Origin of the sequence: Mesorhizobium sp. M1A.T.Ca.IN.004.03.1.1 (genome assembly GCF_003997555.1) — a bacterium.
GTDB lineage: Bacteria > Pseudomonadota > Alphaproteobacteria > Rhizobiales > Rhizobiaceae > Mesorhizobium.
Map to the genome: position 1 here is coordinate 1 of NZ_RZTV01000054.1, position 480 is coordinate 480.

The following is a 480-nucleotide window of genomic DNA, read 5'->3' on the forward strand; positions in this document are numbered from 1 at the left end:
GAATCTCTGGCGGGCATAAGCTTGGATTCAAGCACGCGTCTCACGTTAAGCGACGGACCGCTTCAGCTTGGATGGAAGCACTCAGGAATGACTTCCGATTTTATAGCGGAAGTCATGGCTCTGCGGTATTCACGTTCGAGAAAAGACTACGTGCAGGCGCATCATGATATCGGATATCTCAGCAATGAGTTGATCGAAAATGCCGTCAAGTTTCGACAGCCTGGGGAGATCCTCATTGAAGCCGGCATATTCGATGGTACTTTTTTAATAAGGGTGAAGAACACGATCGATGGCGTGACATCCTCTCGCTTTCAGCAACTGCTGCATCGCCTTCAATCGAGGGACCCCGGCGAACTTCTTCTTGAGCAAATCGAAACCAATGCCATATCGGCAGAAAGCGGTTCGGGCTTGGGGCTGCTCACCCTTCTGAGCGATTACGATGCGCAAATGGCATGGGCATTCGAAGGGAATAACGACCAG

The 480-nt window shown here is 50.8% G+C and carries 1 protein-coding gene; it reads left to right on the forward strand.

The genetic code is table 11. The annotated features are described in order from the left end of the window. The coding region (locus EOD29_RS30645) for a hypothetical protein (RefSeq protein ID WP_245475485.1) at positions 1-480 on the forward strand (480 nt) is incomplete at both ends.